The organism is Aeromonas veronii, from assembly GCA_041319085.1.
Classification (GTDB): Bacteria; Pseudomonadota; Gammaproteobacteria; order Enterobacterales; family Aeromonadaceae; genus Aeromonas; species Aeromonas veronii_F.
Map to the genome: position 1 here is coordinate 3,186,795 of CP101033.1, position 16,540 is coordinate 3,203,334.

General features: G+C 57.3%; 20 protein-coding genes. 10 read left to right on the forward strand and 10 right to left on the reverse strand.

Going from position 1 to position 16,540, the window contains the following annotated elements:
* Positions 1-30: 30 nt before the first annotated feature.
* On the reverse strand, positions 31-984 hold the full coding sequence (locus NMD14_14980; protein XEI32051.1) for a 2-dehydropantoate 2-reductase: 954 nt from the start codon (positions 982-984) through the stop codon (positions 31-33).
* 200 nt (positions 985-1,184) lie between these two features.
* Here NMD14_14980 and NMD14_14985 point away from each other — a divergent pair, with 200 nt between their 5' ends.
* Positions 1,185-1,667, forward strand: coding sequence for a YajQ family cyclic di-GMP-binding protein (locus NMD14_14985; protein ID XEI32052.1), 483 nt, complete (start codon positions 1,185-1,187; stop codon positions 1,665-1,667).
* Between the two features lie 94 nt (positions 1,668-1,761).
* Here NMD14_14985 and NMD14_14990 read toward each other — a convergent pair whose 3' ends face one another.
* From NMD14_14990 to NMD14_15010, 5 genes are all read right to left on the reverse strand, one after another.
* On the reverse strand, positions 1,762-2,619 hold the full coding sequence (locus tag NMD14_14990; GenBank protein ID XEI32053.1) for an outer membrane protein OmpK: 858 nt from the start codon (positions 2,617-2,619) through the stop codon (positions 1,762-1,764).
* Between the two features lie 156 nt (positions 2,620-2,775).
* Complete coding sequence (locus NMD14_14995) at positions 2,776-4,155, reverse strand: MFS transporter (GenBank protein XEI32054.1); 1,380 nt, start codon at positions 4,153-4,155, stop codon at positions 2,776-2,778.
* Between the two features lie 173 nt (positions 4,156-4,328).
* Positions 4,329-4,916, reverse strand: coding sequence for a peptidylprolyl isomerase (locus tag NMD14_15000; protein XEI32055.1), 588 nt, complete (start codon positions 4,914-4,916; stop codon positions 4,329-4,331).
* Between the two features lie 2 nt (positions 4,917-4,918).
* The gene (locus tag NMD14_15005; protein XEI32056.1) at positions 4,919-5,503 is read right to left on the reverse strand and encodes a YajG family lipoprotein; all 585 of its coding nucleotides are present in this window, start codon (positions 5,501-5,503) and stop codon (positions 4,919-4,921) included.
* Positions 5,504-5,521: 18 nt separating this feature from the next.
* The gene (locus NMD14_15010) at positions 5,522-6,655 is read right to left on the reverse strand and encodes a methyltransferase (protein ID XEI32057.1); all 1,134 of its coding nucleotides are present in this window, start codon (positions 6,653-6,655) and stop codon (positions 5,522-5,524) included.
* Positions 6,656-6,859: 204 nt separating this feature from the next.
* Between NMD14_15010 and NMD14_15015 the strand changes: the two genes are divergently transcribed.
* From NMD14_15015 to nqrM, 9 genes are all read left to right on the forward strand, one after another.
* Positions 6,860-7,174, forward strand: coding sequence for a BolA/IbaG family iron-sulfur metabolism protein (locus NMD14_15015; GenBank protein ID XEI32058.1), 315 nt, complete (start codon positions 6,860-6,862; stop codon positions 7,172-7,174).
* 433 nt (positions 7,175-7,607) lie between these two features.
* Complete coding sequence (locus NMD14_15020) at positions 7,608-8,951, forward strand: Na(+)-translocating NADH-quinone reductase subunit A (GenBank protein XEI32059.1); 1,344 nt, start codon at positions 7,608-7,610, stop codon at positions 8,949-8,951.
* Positions 8,952-8,954: 3 nt separating this feature from the next.
* Complete coding sequence (locus NMD14_15025; GenBank protein XEI32060.1) at positions 8,955-10,184, forward strand: NADH:ubiquinone reductase (Na(+)-transporting) subunit B; 1,230 nt, start codon at positions 8,955-8,957, stop codon at positions 10,182-10,184.
* Complete coding sequence (locus NMD14_15030) at positions 10,174-10,962, forward strand: Na(+)-translocating NADH-quinone reductase subunit C (GenBank protein XEI32061.1); 789 nt, start codon at positions 10,174-10,176, stop codon at positions 10,960-10,962. Before NMD14_15025 ends, NMD14_15030 begins: the two co-directional genes overlap by 11 nt.
* Positions 10,955-11,587, forward strand: a complete 633-nt coding sequence (locus NMD14_15035; protein XEI32062.1) for an NADH:ubiquinone reductase (Na(+)-transporting) subunit D — start codon at positions 10,955-10,957, stop codon at positions 11,585-11,587. The genes NMD14_15030 and NMD14_15035 overlap by 8 nt, the downstream gene beginning before the upstream one ends.
* 3 nt (positions 11,588-11,590) lie before the next feature.
* Positions 11,591-12,187, forward strand: a complete 597-nt coding sequence (gene nqrE, locus NMD14_15040; protein XEI32063.1) for an NADH:ubiquinone reductase (Na(+)-transporting) subunit E — start codon at positions 11,591-11,593, stop codon at positions 12,185-12,187.
* Positions 12,188-12,219: 32 nt separating this feature from the next.
* On the forward strand, positions 12,220-13,443 hold the full coding sequence (nqrF, locus tag NMD14_15045; GenBank protein XEI32064.1) for an NADH:ubiquinone reductase (Na(+)-transporting) subunit F: 1,224 nt from the start codon (positions 12,220-12,222) through the stop codon (positions 13,441-13,443).
* Positions 13,444-13,446: 3 nt separating this feature from the next.
* The gene (locus tag NMD14_15050; protein ID XEI32065.1) at positions 13,447-14,484 is read left to right on the forward strand and encodes an FAD:protein FMN transferase; all 1,038 of its coding nucleotides are present in this window, start codon (positions 13,447-13,449) and stop codon (positions 14,482-14,484) included.
* Between the two features lie 9 nt (positions 14,485-14,493).
* Positions 14,494-14,718 (forward strand): (Na+)-NQR maturation NqrM, encoded by a 225-nt coding sequence (gene nqrM / locus NMD14_15055; protein XEI32066.1) that lies wholly within the window; start codon positions 14,494-14,496, stop codon positions 14,716-14,718.
* A gap of 73 nt (positions 14,719-14,791) precedes the next feature.
* Here nqrM and NMD14_15060 read toward each other — a convergent pair whose 3' ends face one another.
* The 4 genes from NMD14_15060 to NMD14_15075 are packed head-to-tail and all read right to left on the reverse strand — an operon-like array spanning position 14,792 to position 16,539.
* Positions 14,792-15,331, reverse strand: coding sequence for a DUF3833 domain-containing protein (locus tag NMD14_15060; GenBank protein ID XEI32067.1), 540 nt, complete (start codon positions 15,329-15,331; stop codon positions 14,792-14,794).
* 14 nt (positions 15,332-15,345) lie between these two features.
* On the reverse strand, positions 15,346-15,888 hold the full coding sequence (locus tag NMD14_15065; protein ID XEI32068.1) for a chalcone isomerase family protein: 543 nt from the start codon (positions 15,886-15,888) through the stop codon (positions 15,346-15,348).
* The gene (locus tag NMD14_15070) at positions 15,845-16,063 is read right to left on the reverse strand and encodes a TIGR02450 family Trp-rich protein (GenBank protein XEI34778.1); all 219 of its coding nucleotides are present in this window, start codon (positions 16,061-16,063) and stop codon (positions 15,845-15,847) included. Before NMD14_15070 ends, NMD14_15065 begins: the two co-directional genes overlap by 44 nt.
* Entirely contained in the window at positions 16,063-16,539 is a 477-nt protein-coding gene (locus NMD14_15075; GenBank protein XEI32069.1) for a DUF2878 domain-containing protein, read from the reverse strand. Before NMD14_15075 ends, NMD14_15070 begins: the two co-directional genes overlap by 1 nt.
* Position 16,540 lies beyond the last annotated feature (1 nt).

Here is a 16,540-nt window from a genome sequence, read left to right on the forward strand (position 1 = left end):
TCCTTGCTGCTTGCTCTGCCATGTAAAAGGTCAGGCGGCCTGACTCTTCTCTTTGATCGCCTGATAGAGACCCTGATTGACCGGTACGGCGATGCCATGCCGGGCCGCTTTGGCCAGCAGGAAGCCAGTGATAGCCTCAATCTCGGTCTCGCGTCCCAGCTCCATATCCTGATACATGGAGGAGTAATTGTCAGCGGTCAGTTCCACCACTGTCATCACCCGGCGCTGCAACTCGTCGGCCGTGGTCGCAATCCCTTCGGCGCACATCACATCCGCCACTTCCACGCAGATCTGCTGCAGGGCATCGGCAAAACGGGGGCCTGCCAGCTCGCCGTTTTTCAGCTTGTAGAGGGCAGTGAGGGGATTGATGACACAGTTGATGGCCAGCTTTTGCCACTGGCGCGCCAATACCTGCTCATCCCAACCCGCCTGACCCAATGCCAGCGCCAGCTCATCCGCGAGCGCGGCGTGGGCCTTGGCGGCTTCATTGATCGGGCCGAGCCAGGTTTCGCCCTTGCCAGTATGTCGGAAGACAAAATGGCCGCACTGCATGGCGCCATGGCTGGTGACACCGGCAATCACCGGATTGTGCGGGAACATCTCGACCACTTGCTCGGCAATGCCCATCCCGTTGTGCAGCAGCACGATCGGCACGCCGGCATCGAGCTTACCCACCAGCGGCGTCAGTGCGGCCATCAGCTGACTGGCCTTGGTCATCACCAGCAGACGCTGGATCTTGCCGGGTTTGCTGACAAATCCGCGCTCGATATTGAGCAGTTGAACATGCCCCTCCAGCGAGGTGAAATCGATCCCCGGATGGAGCGTGGACTTATGATGTTCGCGCAACAAGACACGGGTAGATTGACCGCTGATGGTCAGCAGGGAGGCAAAAACGCCGCCGAGGGCGCCACAACCCAACAGTGACCACTGCGGGATCACAGGTGGCATAACAGGCTGTCGGGAATTTTTTAATCCGCTTGGCATGGTGTGACTCTGTCAGGGTAAGGGTTGCAATCCTCTCAACCTGTTACCGGGGATAAGTGAAGAACTCGCAGGCGGACACTAACGGGTCCATCCATCCTGTGCGCAGGGGATTCTAGCAGAGCAACCCCATCAAAATCAGCAAATTTGCCTGTTTTCTGGTAGATTTGCCCCCCGATAACGCAACATGAGGAGCTCCGGCTATGCCGTCATTCGATATTGTCTCTGAAGTCAAAATGAACGAGGTGTTGAACGCAGTCGACAACGCCAATCGTGAACTGGCCACCCGTTTCGATTTTCGTGGGGTAGAAGCCAGCTTCGAGTTGAACAAGGAAGAGGTAAAACTGGAAGCCGATGCCGATTTCCAGCTCAAGCAGATGGTCGAAATCCTGCGCGCAGCTCTGCTCAAGCGCAACATCGAAAACAGCTCCATGGAAGTGGGTGACTCCGTTCACTCCGGTAAGCGCTTCCACCTGACCGTCAAATTCAAGCAGGGGATCGAGAAAGAGATCGCCAAGAAACTGGTCAAGCTGATCAAGGACTCCAAGATCAAGGTACAGGTCGCCATCCAGGGTGATGAAGTACGTGTCACCGGCAAGAAGCGCGACGATCTGCAAGAGACCATGGCACTGGTCCGTGGCGCCGAACTGGGTCAACCGATGCAGTTCCAGAACTTCCGCGACTGATTGGCCCGGGCGCTTTCTCTCTTCGCGCCCATCCAATCGAGCAGAAATAAAAAAACCGGAGCCAAGGCTCCGGTTTTTTGTACCCCAAGTTTTATTAGAACTTGTAGGTAACAGAGAAGTAGTGACTGAAACCGGTAGTCTTCAGGTGATTGGTTCCATCGAAAGAGTGACCATTATCGATACCGTAGATTTCGTTGAAGTACTTCAGACCGTAACCAACGGCGTAACGGTCGGAATGCCAGTAGATACCGTGGAAGGTACCCAGGCCGTCGGAGTGAGTAGACTCTTTCATGCCCCAGGTGTAATCCAGATAACCTTGGTAGGAGACGAAGCTACCGTTAGAGAAGGTGTAGAAGGGTTTAAACCAGTTCATGGAGAACTGTTGACCATTCCAACCTTCACCACCAGTGTATACTTTCTCACCTTTATCATTGATGATGCCTGATTCGTTGACATGGCGTTTGTACAGGTTCATGCCAACCTTGCCAAACCAAGGTACCTGTACGTCAGTACCCAGACCAACCATGGATTCAAACAATCCATGTGGGCCACCCACGCTAAACAGAGAGGCAACATAGACTTCTTGCACCGGACCAAAAGAGAGATCCTGGCCAGTCAGTGCATCCAGAGACACTCGCGGTGCAAACTTCATGTAAAGGTTGTCACCATCGTGCTTGTCACTGTGCTTAGAGTCGAAAATATCGAAAACGTCGACATAACCATACAGATCAAAAATACCGGAACGACCACCAAACTCCATCTCGAAATAAGTGTCGTTATAGCCGCCTTTTTCGTTGCTATAAGGCATCTGGTCAATGGTATGCATAACGTTGAACTGCATCCATTTGTAGTCATTCTTGTGGATATCACCGCTGTAGTCAGCAGCAAAGGCTGGGGTAGCGGCAGCAGCCAGCAGACCGGCAGCGATCAGAGTCTTGGTAAATTTGGCCATTTTATTGGTCTCTTGTGCGTTAGTTGAGGTTTTCCGTAGCCTGCCCACAAGGAGCGAGAGGGATTCTAATCAAATAAAATTGGGGGTGAAACAACTTCTCGGGAACTTTATCCGGAAGTGTGAATCTAATCACCCCCGATTCTACGCAAACGCTTGCTATTTGTCAGCCGTTGAGAGCAACTCACGCCCTTTTCTGGCTACTAGCACAATCAACAACAACACCGGCAAGCCCAATAAACTGGTTCCGATAAAGAAGGCACTGTAGCCAATCTGCTCCACAACCTGCCCGGAAAAACCGGCCAGCAACTTGGGTAGCAGCAACATCACCGAGCTGAACAGGGCGTACTGGGTCGCCGAAAAAGCGACGTTGGTCAGGCTGGAGAGATAGGTCACGAAGGCCGCAGTAGCGATACCGGCACTGAGGTTATCGAGCGAGATGATCAGCGTCAGCAGCTCCAGGTTGTGACCAACCTGATTGAGCAGGGCAAACAGCAGGTTGGTGCTGGCGGTGAGCAGCGCCCCCAAAAACAGGATGCGCAGCGTGCCAAAGCGCATCACCAGCACGCCCCCCAGCGCAGCGCCCACCAGCGTCATGATGACGCCAAACACCTTGGTAATCGTCGCAACCTCGGTCTTGCTGAACTGCATATCCACATAGAAGCTGTTGGACATCACCCCCATCACCACATCGGCAACCCGATAGCAGGCGATAAGCAAAAGGATCAGCAGCGCCGATCTCCCATAGCGACGAAAGAAGTCAGCAAATGGACACCAGACCGCTTCGTAGCCCCAGGCTCCCGCACTCGCCAGCAGCGCAGGCCACCCTTTTTCCAGCAGCAGTGCCTTGCGTTCGGCCTGTTGTTTGCCCTGCCCGGCCAGATCGATATCCGGCTCGTGGCAGAACAGCGTGGTGATGACCCCGAGTGACATCAGGCCCGCCATCACCAGATAGGTGACCTGCCAGCCACGATAGTCATAGCCGCTGTTGCTGCCAAACCAGGCCGCCAGCGCCAGCGCACCGGCACCCGCCATGATCATCGCCAGCCGGTAGCCGGTCATGTAGGAGGCCGCCATCGCCGCCTGCAGCCGCTCGGGGGCGGATTCGATACGATAGGCATCGATAACGATATCCTGCGTGGCCGAGGCAAAGGCCACCAGCAGGGCAAACAGCGCCAGTTGGGCCAGCTCGGTCTTGGGATCGCAGAACGCCATGCCGACCAGCGCGGCGGCAATCAGCAACTGGGAGAAGAACATCCAGCTGCGACGACGCCCCAGCAGCGTGGAGAGCAACGGCAGCGGCATGCGATCCACCAGCGGCGACCACAACCATTTAAAGCCATAGGCGAGCGCCACCCAGCTCATGTAGCCGATATCGGTCAGGCTGACATCGGCCTCACGCAACCAGAATGAGAGGGTACCGAACACCAGCAGCAGCGGCAGACCCGATGAAAAACCCATGGCAAAGAGAATAAACACCCGAAATTCGAGATAGACGGCGAGGGACTCTCTCCAGCTTGGTTTGCGGATCATGTTCAACTACCTGACGACGTTGGAAAAGTGCGTCATTTTGGCAGGTTGATGGCAGATAGCCAAGGCAAGCAAAGCGATAGGCAAAAAGAAGTCCGGATAGAGAAAAGGCACATTCCAAGCGGGATGTGCCTTGCATAGTGTGTGACGAGCGCGCGGTGACGAACCACGGATGGCGAGGGTTACTTACCCGCTTTCTTATCGACTTTCTTGTCCGCCGGGGTTTCTGCCAGCAATACCACCTTTTTCAGGATGATGGGGCTGGTCGGCACATCGTTGGCACGCAGAATGGGGCTGTAACCGGTCTGCACCTGAGCCAGCTTGTCCAGCACCTCCATCCCCTGCACCACCTGGCCGAACACGGTATAACCGGCGGCACCATTGGCGTTGAGGTTGTTGTTATCGACCAGATTGAAATAGAACTGGCGAGTGGCGCTGTCGACCGCCTGGGTACGGGCCATGGCGATGGTGCCACGCTGGTTGGGTAGACCACCACGAGACTCGTTGACCACCGGCTCATAGGTAGGCAGTTGCTGGAACTGCTGGTTGTAGCCGCCCCCCTGTACCACGAAGTTCTGGATCACCCGATGGAAGATGCTGCCATCGTAGCTACCATCGGCCACGTAGCGCAGGAAGTTCTTTACCGTCTGCGGCGCCTGCTTGGACGCCAGCTCCACCACGATATTGCCGTGGTTGGTCTCCATTCTGACTTTCGGGCCCGCGAACGCCAGCGGGGTGATAAACATGACCAGCAACCAGATTTTTTTCATCATCAGACCCCTGCACCGTTCGGTTGACCTTTCAGATAACCGCGCAGCGCCTCGTCGGCCATGATCTGCTGCAGTGCGCTACCCAGTTGCAGGTTGAGGGTGGATTCCAGATCCGCCATGCTTGGCTCGCTCGGGCTCTCCTTGCTGGAGGACATGTTGAACTGCTTGGTCAGACGGTTGCCCTGAAAATCGGCGATCACCTGCAGGCTGACGCGAGATTTGGTGACATAGGTAAAGGTCTTCTCTTCCACATTAACTGCGGCGTTGGAGATCACCAGCGTCAGGTTGGTGGTGCCACTGTTGCCCACCTCCAGGCCCTGGCTGCGCAGCCCTTCGGCCAACCGCTCGGCCATCAACAGATTAAGCGGACGCTCGCTATTGACCAGTACCGGCGCTTTCTCTTTATGTTTGATGGAGAAGACGTAGGCAGCCGCACGCTTGTCTACCCCTTCCATGGTGATGCGATTGCCAGAGTAGTATTGCTGGTTGGCGGGGATCACCTGCGGATTGAGCAGCGCCGTCTCCGGCCAATGAGTGGCACACCCGCCCAGCATCAGGGCGGCCAGCAGCAAGAGTGACTTTTTCATCATGGTTTTCCTTTGGCTTTAGCGTTTGATGGCTTTCAAAATAACGAATTTGCTGTTTGACGCAACGACTTGTGCGTTGGCAAACAAGCGCTTGAGTTTGTTGTGATAGTCCAGATGACGGTTGCCTACTATCCAGAGTTCCCCCCCCTGAGGCAACACCCGGTGCGCATCGCTGAACATCTGCCAGGCGATATGATCGGTGATCGCCTGCAACTGATGGAAAGGAGGGTTGCAGAGGATCCGATCCGCCGAGCCGACCGCCACCCCGTCGAGACAGTTATTGACCATAAAGCGGGCGCGCGGCAGAGCATCGGGCAGGTTGTGCTCGACGTTGAGCCGGGCCGAGGCGACCGCCATATAGGATTCATCGATAAAGGTCACCTCCACCTCGCTGTCTTTGGCGAGCAGCGACAACCCCAGCACCCCGTTGCCACAGCCCAGATCGATCACCTTGCGGGCACTGTGGATGGGCAAGTTGTCCAGCATAAAGCGGGCACCGATATCGAGACTGGTGCGCGAGAAGACATTGGCATGGTTGTGGATGAGCATGTCAGTTCCCTCCAGCGGCCACACGGTCGGGAAGGGATTGGCCAGCGCGGGACGCTCTGCCTGCGGCTCGCAGTGAATGAGACGCGCCTTTTTCCAGGCCAGCGAGGTACGAGTAGGCCCCAGATACTTCTCGAACAATTTAAGCGTAGAGGTATGAATATCCTTCGCCTTGCCAGCAGCGATGACGCGGGTTGCCGGTGTCACCACCTCCCGCAGCGCCAACAGTTGCTGCTCCAGCAAAGCCTGATATTTGGATACCTTAATCACCACCAGCTCAGGGGCATCGGGCAGCGGCGCCAGCGCATCCTGCAAGCGGATCCCGCCCGCATCCAGCCCGTTTTCGGCCAGATTGGCCAGGGTCGCCCGCTCGCTGATGTAGGAGTCGGTGACGCAGCAGGGGGAGTGCGGGTGCAGATAGGCGGCCAGCGCGCCAAAGTTGTCATTCATGATGATGACGGGGCCCGCCTGCTCGAGGGTGGACTCCGCCAGGGTATTGATCAGATATTCGTCAGCCGCATCCCAGGCTTGCAGGGTCTCCTGACTCTGGCGCGGATAGCGGTAGAGCGTGAGCTGGCAATGGGGAGTGTCGAGAAGGGTTTGCATAGGAAGAGTCCAACCTCGGCTTGATTCGTGTATCCAGGCGCCAGGGGCGACGCAAAGTGGCGCTATTCTAGCGAGGAGCAGGAATTTCACCAGTTCGATGCGTATTAAGAGGACAACTGACCGGTGATTTCCCCCTTACGGGGGCTTATTCCATCGCGCGACTGCCGATAGAATGGCCCGACATTCACTCTGGAAACCGATCCGATGACCATCCAACAACTGATTGAAGCCAAGCTGACCGCCGCCCTCTCCCCCACCGTGCTGGAGGTGATCAACGAGAGCCACATGCACCGGGTGGAACCGGGCTCAGAGAGTCACTTCAAGGTGGTGATCGTCAGCGAGCAATTTGCAGGGCAGCGGCTGCTGGCCCGTCATCGGCAGGTCAATGCCGTGCTGGCCGACGAGCTGGCCGGCGCGATTCATGCACTGGCGCTGCATACCTACACAGAGCACGAGTGGCAGGAAAAAGGCCACGCCCCGCGCACCCCGAGCTGCGTTGGCAAACCGTCACTCTCCTGAGCCCCGCGCTCATCCTTGCATAGGCGCTCTGCACACAAAAATCTAACAAACCACCCCTATACCCCCCCAAAAAAAACGACATCAATAGGGGTATTTTCAAACATTACAGGTTCTTCTTAACCGTCTACACCCAACAACAAATACCCCCATCGAGGTATCTAAATAAAAAACCTTTAAAACCACTACTTACAAGGGGTTCTGGCGTTATTCATTACAAGTTAATTTTGTGATGGCACGGGGGGTTTTGCCCATTTGGCATGGCAGAAAATGCACCTTAAGTGGTAAACTCTGCCACCTCTGAGTGAGCTTGCATGTTGAATAATTGTTGGGCCTGACCGTCTGGCGCAACCACAACATCAACACATTCAACCACCCGTCGTGATGTATTTCTCGGCGCTAACCAATCTCTCCCGTAACGGTAGTGCAATTGAGTATGATTACAATCAAAAGAGGACTGGACATCCCCGTGCTGGGTGCGCCAGAGCAAGTAATCTACGATGGCCCCGCCATCACCCGTGTTGCGACACTGGGCGAGGAGTTTGTGGGGATGCGACCTACTATGTTCGTCAAAGTAGGTGATCGCGTCATCAAAGGTCAGGATCTTTTTGAAGACAAGAAGAATCCGGGCGTTAAATTCACAGCTCCTGCCACCGGTGTGGTTTCAGAAATCAACCGTGGTGCCAAACGTGTTCTCCAGTCCGTGGTCATCGACCTCGATGGCTCCGATGAACAGGTGACCTTTGAGCATTTTGCCTCTGCCGAGCTGGCCAAGCTCGAGCGCAGCAAGGTGCAAGAGATCCTGGTCGCATCAGGTCAGTGGACTGCGTTTCGTACCCGTCCGTTCAGCAAAGTCCCCGCGGTAGGCTCCGCCCCGCGCGCCATCTTTGTGACGGCAATGGACACCAACCCGCTGGCAGCCAATAGCGATCTGATCATCAAGGAACAGCCACAAGCCTTCCTCGATGGCTTGGCCGTATTGACCCGTCTGACCGACGGCACCGTTTACGTCTGTAAAGGGGAAGGCAGCCTGCCCCACTCTCCGCTGGCTCAGGTCAAGGAAGAGATCTTCGTTGGTCCGCACCCTGCCGGTCTGCCAGGTACCCATATCCACTTCCTGGATCCGGTCAGCAGCACCAAGGTGCAGTGGCACATCAACTATCAGGACGTGATCGCATTCGGCAAGCTGTTCACCACCGGCCAGATTTGCACTGACAAGGTGATCGCGCTGGCAGGCCCGAACGTGCTCAAGCCGCGTCTGCTGCGTACCCGCATGGGTGCCTGCATCAGCCAGCTCACCAACAACGAGCTGCGCGCTGACGAAAACCGCGTCATCTCCGGTTCTCTGCTGAGCGGTGCCAAGGCTGACGGTGTTCACGACTATCTGGGTCGCTACCACAATCAGGTTTGCGTACTGGGCGAAGGTCGCGAGAAAGAGTTCCTGGGCTGGATCAACCCCAGCGCCAACAAGTTCTCCATCACCCGCACCACCCTTTCTCATCTGATGAAGGGCAAGCTGATCAACTTCACCACCACTACCAACGGTAGTGACCGTGCCATGGTGCCTATCGGCAACTATGAGCGGGTGATGCCACTCGACATCCTGCCGACCCTGCTGCTGCGGGACATGATCTCCGGCGATAGCGATGGTGCGCAAGCACTGGGCTGCCTGGAGCTGGATGAGGAAGATTTGGCGCTCTGTACTTTTGTCTGCCCCGGCAAGACAGAGTACGGCCCAGTCTTGCGTGAGTGCCTGACCAAGATTGAACTGGAAGGTTAAGCGATGAGTTTCAAGCAACTTCTTGAAAATATGGAACACCACTTCGAACCGGGTGGAAAGTACGCCAAGTACTACGCCCTGTTCGAAGCGGCGTACACCCTGTTCTACACCCCGGGTACCGTTACCCGCAACGCCTCCCACGTTCGTGATGCGCTCGATCTGAAGCGCATGATGATCATGGTGTGGCTGGCCGTGTTCCCGGCCATGTTCTGGGGCATGTTCAACGTGGGTAACCAGGCGATTGCCGCCATTGCCCACATGGGCTCGGCTGCGGGTGCCAGCAGCTGGCAATATGCGCTGGCCACCATGCTGGGCGCCTCCCTCGATCCGGCAGTTGCCGGTATCGGCAGCAAGATGCTGATTGGCGCCACCCACTTCTTCCCGATCTACCTGACCGCGTTCCTGGTCGGTGGTTTCTGGGAAGTGCTGTTCGCCATGGTGCGCAAACACGAGATTAACGAAGGCTTCTTCGTGACCTCCATTCTGTTTGCTCTGATCGTGCCGCCCGAGCTGCCCTTGTGGCAAGCTGCGCTGGGTATCACCTTCGGTGTGGTGATGGCCAAAGAGGTGTTCGGTGGTACCGGCAAGAACTTCCTGAACCCGGCGCTGGCTGGTCGTGCGTTCCTGTTCTTCGCCTACCCGGGCCAGATCTCCGGTGACGCCGTATGGGTTGCCGTCGATGGCTACTCCGGTGCAACCGCGCTGAGCCAGTGGGCCCAAGGCGGCCAGATGGCGCTGATCAACGGTGCAACCGGCCAGGCTATCAGCTGGATGGACGCTTTCCTCGGCAACCTGCCGGGTTCCATCGGTGAAGTCTCTACCCTGATGATCCTGCTGGGTGCGGCCATGATCGTTTACATGCGCATCGCCTCCTGGCGCATCATCGCCGGTGTGATGATCGGTATGATCGCCACCTCCCTGCTGTTCAACGTCATCGGTTCCGACACCAACGCCATGTTCAACATGCCGTGGCACTGGCATCTGGTACTGGGTGGCTTCGCCTTCGGTATGGCCTTCATGGCGACTGACCCTGTCTCCGCTGCCTTTACCAACAAGGGCAAGTGGTGGTATGGCGCCCTGATCGGCGTAATGGTCGTGCTGGTGCGCGTGGTCAACCCTGCGTTCCCGGAAGGCATGATGCTGGCCATTCTGTTTGCGAACCTGTTTGCCCCCCTGTTTGACCACTTCGTCGCTCAGGCAAACATCAAGCGGAGGATTGCTCGTGGCGTTTAATAAAGATTCAACCCTCGGCACCGTCAGCGTGGTCACCGGCCTCTGTCTGGCCTGTTCCATCGTGGTATCCGTTGCCGCTGTGGGCCTGCGTTCTACCCAGCAGGAAAACAAGGCGCTCGACAAGCAGAGCAACATTCTCGCCGTAGCCGGTGTGGATGTGAGCGAAGTGGCCAAGCGCGACCTTGCCAAACTGTATGGCGACAAGATCGAAGCCCGTCTGGTAGATCTGACCACCGGTGATTTTGTTGACGGCGATGCCGACAACTTCGACACCAAGCAGGCAGCCAAAGATCCGGCCCGCAGCATCCGTCTTGCCGCCGCTGACGACAAGGCCAGCCTGCGTCAGATCTCCAAGCAGATCCCGGTATTCTTCGCCAAGGATGCCGAAGGCAAGATCGACAGCATCATCCTGCCCATCTACGGTCAGGGTCTGTGGTCGACCATGTATGCCTTCGTCGCCGTCGCCGCTGATGGCCAGACCATCAAGGGCATCACCTACTACGACCACGGTGAAACCCCGGGCCTGGGTGGCGAGATCGAAAACCCGGCCTGGCAGGCGCTGTTCAAGGACAAGAAACTGTTCGACCAGAATGGCATGCCGGCGCTGCGCGTCATCAAGGGCCATGCTCCGGAAGGTTCCGAGCATGATATCGATGGCCTGTCCGGCGCTACCCTGACCGGTAACGGCGTACAGCATACCTTCGACTTCTGGATGGGTCCCAAGGGCTTCGGTCCTTTCCTTGCCAAGGTTCGTGCAGGAGAAATCAACAATGGCTGACAAGAGCGAAATGAAGAAGTTGCTGTTGACGCCTGTGCTGGGCAACAACCCCATCGCCTTGCAGGTGCTGGGTGTCTGTTCTGCACTGGCGGTTACCAGCCAGATGAAAACTGCGTTTGTAATGACCCTGGCGGTCATGGCGGTCACCGCCTTCTCAAACCTGTTCATCTCCCTGATCCGCAACCAGATCCCGAACAGCGTCCGGATCATCGTGCAGATGGCGATCATCGCCTCACTGGTTATCGTGGTTGACCAGGTGCTCAAGGCCTATGCCTATGACATCTCCAAGCAACTGTCGGTGTTCGTGGGTCTGATCATCACCAACTGTATCGTGATGGGCCGCGCCGAAGCCTACGCCATGAAGAGTGCCCCGCTGCCCTCCTTCCTGGATGGTATCGGTAACGGTCTGGGCTATGGCGCCATTCTGCTGAGCGTGGCGACCGTGCGTGAACTGCTGGGCTCCGGCACCTGGTTCGGCATCGAACTGCTGCCACTGGTGAACAACGGTGGCTGGTATGTGCCCAACGGCCTGCTGCTGCTGCCGCCGAGTGCATTCTTCATCATTGGTCTGATCATTTGGGGCGTACGCACCAAGGATCCCAAGCAGGTGGAGGCGAAGGATTAAGGTATGGAACACTATCTGAGTCTGTTGATTAAATCGATCTTCATCGAAAACCTGGCACTCTCCTTCTTCCTGGGGATGTGTACCTTCCTGGCGGTGTCCAAGAAGGTAAAGACCTCCATGGGTCTGGGTATTGCCGTTATTGTGGTGCAGACCATCGCGGTTCCTGCCAACAACCTGATCTACAACTACGTGCTTAAAGATGGCGCTCTGGTATCCGGTCTGGATCTGAGCTTCCTGAGCTTCATCACCTTCATCGGTGTGATTGCAGCACTGGTACAGATCCTGGAGATGGCGCTGGACAAGTACTTCCCGGCACTCTACAACGCGCTGGGTATCTTCCTGCCGCTCATCACCGTGAACTGCGCCATCTTCGGTGGCGTCTCCTTCATGGTGCAGCGTGACTACAACTTCATGGAGTCTGTGGTCTACGGTGTGGGTTCAGGGGCAGGCTGGATGCTGGCGATCGTTGCGTTGGCAGGTATCCGCGAGAAGATGAAGTACTCCGATGTTCCACAAGGCCTGCGCGGTCTGGGCATCACCTTCATCACCGCCGGCCTGATGGCGCTGGGCTTCATGTCCTTCTCTGGTATCTCCCTGTAATCGGCTTTCCTGCAATCAGAAAGGAACGATAGATGGAAATTATTTTGGGTGTGGTCATGTTTACCGTGATCCTGCTGGCACTGGTGGCAGTCATTCTGTTCGCCAAGTCCAAGCTGGTGACCGCGGGCGACGTGACAATCAGCATCAATGGTGACCCGGCCAAGGCTGTGACCAGCCCGGCCGGTGGCAAGCTGCTCGGCGTGCTGGCTGGCAGCGGTATCTTCGTCTCCTCCGCCTGTGGCGGCGGTGGCTCCTGCGGCCAGTGCAAGGTACGGGTGAAATCCGGTGGCGGCGATATCCTGCCGACCGAACTGGATCACATCAGCAAGGGCGAAGCCCGTCACGGCGAGCGCCTGGCCTGTCAGGTTACCGTTCGCTCCGACATGGATATCGAACTGCCGGAAGAGATCTTCGGAGTGAAGAAGTGGGAATGTACGGTTATCTCCAACGATAACAAGGCCACCTTCATCAAGGAGCTCAAGCTGCAGATCCCCGATGGCGAGAGCGTACCGTTCCGCGCCGGTGGTTATATCCAGATTGAAGCCCCGGCTCACCACGTGCACTACAAGAACTTCGATATTCCCGAGGAGTATCGCGGTGACTGGGATCGCTTCAAGATTTTTGAGCTGGAGTCCAAGGTCGATGAGCCGATCATCCGTGCCTACTCCATGGCCAACTATCCGGAAGAGTTCGGCATCATCATGCTGAACGTGCGTATCGCAACGCCCCCCCCGAGCAACTGGACTGCCCCTCCGGGACAGATGTCCTCCTACATCTTCAGCCTGAAGGCTGGCGACAAGGTGACTATCTCCGGTCCGTTCGGTGAATTCTTCGCCAAGGAAAGCGATGCCGAAATGGTGTTCATCGGTGGTGGTGCAGGTATGGCGCCGATGCGTTCCCATATCTTCGACCAACTGCGTCGCCTGAAGTCCAAGCGCAAGATGAGCTTCTGGTACGGTGCCCGTTCCAAGCGCGAAATGTTTTATGTCGAAGACTTTGACATGCTCGCCGCCGAGAACGAGAACTTCACCTGGAACGTCGCCCTGTCTGATCCGCAACCGGAAGACAACTGGGACGGCTACACCGGCTTCATCCACAACGTGCTCTACGAGAACTATCTCAAGAACCACGAAGCACCGGAAGATTGCGAGTTCTACATGTGTGGACCTCCGGTGATGAACGCTGCCGTCATCAACATGCTCAAAGATCTGGGCGTTGAAGACGAAAACATCCTGTTGGATGACTTTGGTGGTTAATCCATGCACAGTGTTGTAAAGACCTGGCTAGCCTTCGGGCTAGCCTTTTTCTTGACTGGGTGCGGTCAGGAGATGGTCCAATCCAAACCGGAGATCCATATCACCGGTAGCACCATGGGCACTTACTACTCCATCAAGGTGGCGGACAGCGCCATCAGCGATCCGGCCAAATTACAGGCCGAGGTCGATGTCTTGCTGGAGCGGGTCAACGATCAGATGTCGACCTATCGCCCCGATTCCGAACTGTCGCGCTTCAACCAGAGCCGTGACAACAAACCGGTAGTGGTCTCCCGCGATACCGCACGGGTCGTCACAGAGGCCATTCACATTGGCCGTGAGAGCCAGGGGGCGCTGGACGTCACCGTTGGCCCCTTGGTCAATCTGTGGGGCTTTGGCCCGGACAAGAAGCCGACCAAGATCCCTTCTGACGAGCTGATCACCCAGACTCGCCAGAAGACCGGCCTGGGCAACCTGCACGTCATCACCTCGGTGGATGCCGACACCCTGCAAAAAGATATTCCGGATCTCTACGTCGATCTCTCCGCCATCGCCAAGGGCTTTGGGGTGGACAAGGTGGCCGAGTATCTGGAGTCCCTGGGTGCGCGTAACTATCTGGTGGAGATTGGCGGCGAGCTGCGGATCAATGGCGTCAACGGCAAGGGGCACCCCTGGCGCGTGGCCATAGAAAAACCCACTGCGGGCACCGGCACGGTGCAAGAGGTGATTGTGCCCGGTGACAACGGGGTTGCCACCTCCGGCGATTACCGCAACTACTATGAACTGGATGGTCAGCGCTTCTCCCACACCATAGATCCGCGCAGCGGCAAACCGATCCAGCACCGTCTGGTGTCGGTCACCGTGATCCACCCTTCCTGCATGACCGCAGACGGGTTGGCCACCGTGTTTATGGTGATGGGGACCGAGAAGAGCCTGGCCTATGCCAACGAGCGAGGCCTGGCGATCTTCGTGATCACCAAGACCGACAAGGGCTTTGAAGAGGCCTATTCCGATGCCTTCAAGCCCTATCTGGTCAAGAAGTAAGAGGTAGAGATGCAAATTTTTCTGATCACCTTCGGGGTATTCATGCTGGTGATAGCCGCCATGGCTATCGGTTACATCTTCCAGAAGAAGACTATCTCCGGCTCCTGCGGCGGTCTGGGTAGCGTCGGCATCGAGAAAGAGTGCGATTGCCCGGAACCCTGCGACAACCGCAAGAAGAAGATGGCCAAGGAAGAGGCCCGTCGCAAGATGCTGGAAGAGAACCGCATCATCTGATGACCCTGATTTTTCAGTAAACAAAAGCGCGCCATTTGCGCGCTTTTTGCTGGCCGTTATCTTGCGTTAACGGTCAGGGCAGACGTTCGATATAGAGGATCACCTCGCCAAGATGGATACCGAACTTGCTGATGGCGGCGCGGTTGATCAGGCGATCCTCATCCAGCAGATACATCCAGTCATCGAAGCTCACCCGCACCACCTCGCCATCCGGCAGCGCCAGATCGAGCTGGTAACGCCAGTTGAGGGCAAACCCTTGGGTTTTACCCACCGCCTCCCCCACCACATCGGAAGCGCTACCGCGCCAGTGACCATCATCGCCCTGGCGCAGATACCAGGTCCGGGTCTGCTGGCGGCCATCGTCAAAGTAGAACTGCTCGAACAACTCCCCCTTACCGTTCTGCCAGCGCCCCACCATCTCGACCCGAAAGCGACTGGTCACTTCGCCGCTGCGGTCGGTCACCAGGCCGTGAGCCACCAACTTGCCGTTGAAGAAACGGGCGAGATCCCAGTTAGGCCCCTGCCCCCGATAGTCATCGAGACTGGCACCACAGCCGCTCAACAACAAAAAGGGGAGCAACAGCAACCAGCGGTATGCACGATAGAAAGACATCAGAAACTCCATGTTCAGGGTTGGCCACGCAGGCGGCGGGTCAGGGCGGGATCGCGGCTGTTGTCAGCCAGCCAGATGGCGAGGAAGGCAGCCGAGAATTGCGGATCGGCCAGGGTGCCGAGCGGCTTCTCCTGCCACCAGAAGTGGCCTGCCCCTCCCTTGTCGACATAGAAGGTGAGCTTGTCGCCCGCCTGTACATCGGGCCAGAGTGCGGCGAGCTGGCCGAGCCAGCGCTGACGCTCGGCCTCAGTGCCAAGACCGAGCCGCTGCCACTCGGCGGCGGTGGCGCTCAGCAGATCTTCCCGCTCGATGGATCTGGCATAGGTGAGGGTCAGAGCCTGTGGATAGTGACCGGGCTGATAGCGCCCGCTCACGCTGTAGAGGGTGGCATCGTAGAGCTTGAACCAGAGCCAGTTCATCTCCCCCTGCCCGACCGGGCGCAGCTGCTGCCAGGGGGCGGCAGAAGCCTGCACCGCGGTTGCAGCAAAGAGCGTAAACGCCAACAGCAGCGGGTTAATTCCACCCCATATGCCAGTGGTTGGGGTCTTCCAGTTCATGCCAGTCCATCTCCTGTTCCTGCAGGGTATTGATATCCTGCATCACCACCTGCACCAGCTGCCCCTGCGCATCCCGCTGGCAGGCAACCACCAGATAGAAGCGATCAGTGAGCTCGTACTGGCTCTCTTTGGTCCATTTGGAAAAAAGCAACGTGTCGGTCGAAAAGGCGTTCATCATGACTCACCCTCCAGCTTGACCATTACCCACAGGAGTACGGGTAACCACCACATCCAGATCACTGCCAGCAGCGCCGTACTGATCCAGATGCCCCAGGGTAAGTGTACTGCCCCCATGGCGGCCCCCGCCACATAGGAGGAGGCACCGCCAAACACGCCAAACAGCGCCTGCTGCCAGCGAGGCAAGCGCAGCAGCCAGCGCATGCCGTGGCCCAGCGTCAGGGCAAAACCGAGCCAGAGCAGCACCAGCCAGAGGGGAAAACCGGACGGGAACCGGAACAAGCCGAGCTGCCAGAGCAGCGCATCCAGCAGGCAGCCGGCAACCGCGATGGGGAGCAGCCGCCAGTCACGCTGGCGGCTGGGTGAGAAGAGAAAGTGCAGCAGCAACATTGCCAGCAGCGGGCCCGGTTGCTGCCACTTCACCGCCAGCAACCAGTAGAGGTTGAACCCCAGCAGATGAGCCCACTGCCACATG